This is a genomic window from Apilactobacillus sp. EABW-1NA (assembly GCF_030398685.1).
Taxonomy (GTDB): Bacteria; Bacillota; Bacilli; order Lactobacillales; family Lactobacillaceae; genus Apilactobacillus; species Apilactobacillus waqarii.
The window spans coordinates 1-4,084 of the sequence record NZ_JAPDKO010000044.1; the positions used below are offsets into that span (position 1 = coordinate 1).

6 protein-coding genes are annotated in these 4,084 nt (G+C 32.3%); all 6 read left to right on the forward strand.

Features of this window, described 5'->3' with window-relative positions; all coding sequences use genetic code 11:
- The coding region (locus OEZ61_RS07815) for a baseplate J/gp47 family protein (RefSeq protein WP_290047332.1) at positions 1-1,050 on the forward strand (1,050 nt) is incomplete at its 5' end.
- A complete protein-coding gene (locus tag OEZ61_RS07820; protein WP_290047335.1) occupies positions 1,043-1,663 on the forward strand; it encodes a hypothetical protein in 621 nt (206 codons plus the stop codon). The genes OEZ61_RS07815 and OEZ61_RS07820, both read left to right, overlap by 8 nt.
- Before the next feature lie 9 nt (positions 1,664-1,672).
- Positions 1,673-2,863, forward strand: a complete 1,191-nt coding sequence (locus tag OEZ61_RS07825) for a hypothetical protein (protein ID WP_290047338.1) — start codon at positions 1,673-1,675, stop codon at positions 2,861-2,863.
- Positions 2,864-2,886: 23 nt separating this feature from the next.
- A complete protein-coding gene (locus OEZ61_RS07830; RefSeq protein ID WP_248597413.1) occupies positions 2,887-3,351 on the forward strand; it encodes a hypothetical protein in 465 nt (154 codons plus the stop codon).
- Positions 3,351-3,551: a hypothetical protein gene (locus tag OEZ61_RS07835; protein ID WP_160184555.1), complete on the forward strand. Its 201-nt coding sequence runs from the start codon at positions 3,351-3,353 to the stop codon at positions 3,549-3,551. Before OEZ61_RS07830 ends, OEZ61_RS07835 begins: the two co-directional genes overlap by 1 nt.
- Positions 3,552-3,609: 58 nt before the next feature.
- Entirely contained in the window at positions 3,610-4,026 is a 417-nt protein-coding gene (locus tag OEZ61_RS07840; protein ID WP_160184556.1) for a hypothetical protein, read from the forward strand.
- The last annotated feature ends 58 nt before the right edge of the window (positions 4,027-4,084 follow it).

Below are 4,084 nucleotides of genomic sequence, written 5' to 3' on the forward strand. Positions count from 1 at the left end.
ACTGATGTTTCTGATGGTTCAGCAATGGGAAGAATTGCACAGATGTTGGCTAACAGAATTGTTGAATGCGATAATGTTGCTCAAAACGTCTATGATAACAATTTCTGGTTAACTGCTTCTGGAGTTTCAATGGATAGATTAGGAACTTCATTAGGAATTCAACGACATCAAGCACAATATGCAGAAGCTACATTAAATATAACTGGTACTTCTGGTTATTTAATTCCTGCTCAAACCGAATTCATTACCGATAAAGGCGATTCATTTTTATCAGATGATGATGTTCAAATAGATCAGAATGGTAATGCTACTGTTATTGTTCATTCACAAGAAGCGTCAGCTTCAACAAATGTAGATGCACATACGATTATTAATCAAGCTAATCCAGTTGATGAAATTGAAAGCGTAGATAATCCAATGCAGGCATCAGGTGGTGCTGACTTGGAAAGTGACTATGATTTTCGTAATCGTGGAACAATTAATCAATATTCTCCAGAAAATCCAACAGTTGGTGGAATTAGGACAGCATTGATTAATGTAAATGGTGTTACTAGTGTAACTATTCAGAATAATCAATCTAAGACAACAGATGAACATGGTAATCCAGCTAATACAATTCATATTTATGTAGTTGGTGGTACTGATGATGATATTGCTAATAAATTAGCTGATGTATTGGCTGGTGGTGCAACAACTGTAGGCTCTATTACTAAACATGTAAATGTATATGGTAATGATATTGTTGTTAACTTTGATCGAGCGCAACAAAAAACAATTTCATTCAAAATTGATATTACAACTGGCGAAGGATTTGATGAAGATGCTGTTAAGCAATCTGTTCAGGATTATCTATCTAATTTTGAAATGGGAGATAAAGTTATTCTAAATAAACTATATCCTTATCTATATCAATTAATTGGTATAAAACAAGTTAATTCAATTGAAATTAGTACAGATGGATCATCATATACTTCAAACGATTTACAACTGGCTAACTTTGAATTTGCACTAACTAGGAATGATGATGTGGATGTGATTACTCATGGCTAATGACAACGACACATTACAAAATGGTACAAACTTCTATGATTACCATAAAGACAATATTAAAAACATGTCTGGATTTAACATTTCTAAAGGTAGTAACTTCGACAAGTTTATTAAGTCTATTGATGGTATTTACTTTAATTCATCTTTAAATCTTGATGAACAAGACAAAGCACATGATATTAATTATGCTCATGGCTTGGAATTAGATGATATTGGAGATAACTACGACTTAAATCGTAATGGGTTAGATGATGATACCTACAGATTTTTAATTAAGTCGCACATTTATGCTAGCAGGTCAAAAGGTAGCATAAAAGACTTAATTAGTATTACTAGTAACCTATTAGGTTGTCAGCCAACAGACGTTCATTTAGATAACTCAAGAGTTTATTCAAATGGGCGATTAAATGATGGATTAGTTAACACGGTTGAAATCAAGGGTATTGATATTAATACGATTCAACATGCTAATTTGATTCCATATTTAGTTAAAGAATTAAAAAATGCTACGGCAACAGGATATACAATCAATCAGATTGGTTTTGCTGTTAATAGTAGCGGTCAACTCTTTACTGGTGGACAAATATCTATTAGTAAGGAAATAAGTATTTAGGAGGAAAAAATGAAATATAATGGCGCAGTAGTTACCAGTAATGGTAGCTCTTTTTTGTCTGGTTTGGTTGCTAATAAAAAATCAGCAGTTCTAGACAAAATTATTATTTTAAATACTGATGTACCAAGCAATAAAACCATTGATTCAATGACTGCTCAAGATTTCAGTAATGGGATGTCCTTTGATATCAACAACGTATCTCAAAATGATAATTCTTTTACTGCTACATCAGTTATCTCAAATACAGGAAACACTAACAATTATCCTGCAATGCTAGTTGGTTTATTTGGATATTATGATGGTTCATCTGAAAGAACTTTATTATCAGTATCAAAAGCAGTTGATCCATTTGTTATTGAAAAAGATACAGGGACACCTGTTAAATTAAGTGTTTCAATTACTGTTGGATTTAGTAGTTCACAACAAGTTAATTTAACGGTTAAAGATGATGTATATCTTGCTAAAAAAGATATTGATGGAACAATGGTTAATTTAGGATTTGCAAAGAAAGCTGACTTAACCAATCTAAGTACAAATTTGACTAATACATTCAATGAAAAAATTAATGATATTAATAATGATATTAGTAAAACAATGCAATTTGTTGGTGTTTTAAAATCAACGGACGATTTAAACCAATTGATTGCAACGGATTATTATTCAATATATGAATTAGCAGGACAAATTCCGAAAAATGCTCCAATAAATCTTAAAAATCCATATGGAATTGTATTGTTGATAGGAAACTTACAGCAAACTCAATACATCATCACTGATAGTGTTTACTTCCGTACTGCCACAAACACTTGGAAAAATGATTGGAAAACATTGGCCACAACTAGTGCAATCGACCAAATCAATGCAACAATCACCGACCTAGGACAAGCAATCAGTGATGCCAGTACCATTGCATCTAAAGCTAACGGGTTAGCAGGTCAAGCTCAAGCTACAGCTTACCAAGGTTTAAGATTTATGGGTGATATTACCGAAGACTATTTATATAAAGTGCAAACCCCCGGTATTTACAACTTAGCAGGTAAACAATATATTGATTGGAAAAACCAAAAATTGTGGGGAAACTATGTTGTAATTGACGCCGGTGGAGGAGTAGTCCAACAATTCATTTATAACAATACCAACAATTGTTGGGTTCAAACTTGCAATAGTTGGGGTAACACAGGTTTTAAATCAATCTACTAAATTAAATAAAGGAGCATTAAAAAATGAAAATTTATGTAAAAGTTTCAGATACTGATAAACCATACTTATCAGGTTCATCAACAGAAGCATTGGACGGATATACAAGCATTGAGGGATTAACAAATGACCAAGCAATTGCTGCATTATCAAGACCAAATAAATGTTACGTTGATGATAATGGAGTATTAATCGTACCAAATCAAATACCGTTATCTCAAGCGGAAAAGGATGCTCAAAGTGTTAAACTTCAACTTGAAGGTATGAGCAAACAAATTACAGATATGCAAAAAACAATTGATGATCTTGCTACTGATAAAGCTAATTTACAAACGGCATTAAATAACGCAAATGCTGACAATAATAACTTAAAGCAACAAATTCAAAATGTGCAAAAACAATCTCTTGCATATATGACTCAATTAGCACAAATCAATGCAGAACTTGCTAAATACAAACAAAGTCAATCATCACAAGGAGGTGATAAATAATGTTCCCATCATTTAATGATCTAAAACCATTAGCAGAATATGAGTTTCAAGTTGATTTCAGTTTCTATCTAGATTATGGATTCATTAATCAGGATGAATATAATCAATTGGTTGAGCTAAATAAGCAATCAATTGCTAATGCTCAGCAAAGACAAAATCAACAATATAACGCTCCTAAGAATTTAGATACACAAATGTAGCACCTAATTATTAATTTAGTTAGGTGCTTTTATTATGCACATTTAAAGGAGTGATTATATGAATTTGTTGAAACAGAGGATAGAGAATAGATATTACTACTTCTGTATTTTTCTTTTTGACGTTTTAGTTGGTTTCTATGGAATGTTTCACTTGAACTATTTAGATAACCCTCAGTTCACATTGGTACATCATCACAAAGAAAAGTTAGATTTTCTTGGAGGGATGACTGATGACTTATGGTTTAACACTTTACTAATAGCGGTTGGCTTTATTTTGTTAGCAGGTATTTTAAGTAACAAACGCAAATTATCAAATTTCACCTATATCGTATCAATATTTATGGTCGTACTTGTGTGTACGGCCTTTTCTATTAGAGGAGTTTTTGAAACTCACTACAACATTGAATGGGCGATTTCTTTTGTACTAATCCTTATGGCTATTCATAGTCCAAAAGAGGATGGTGGTAAGAAATGACTATCGACACAATGATTGCGGTAGGTGGTTTTGCTGTTGCAACCGTTTCTGCTTATTC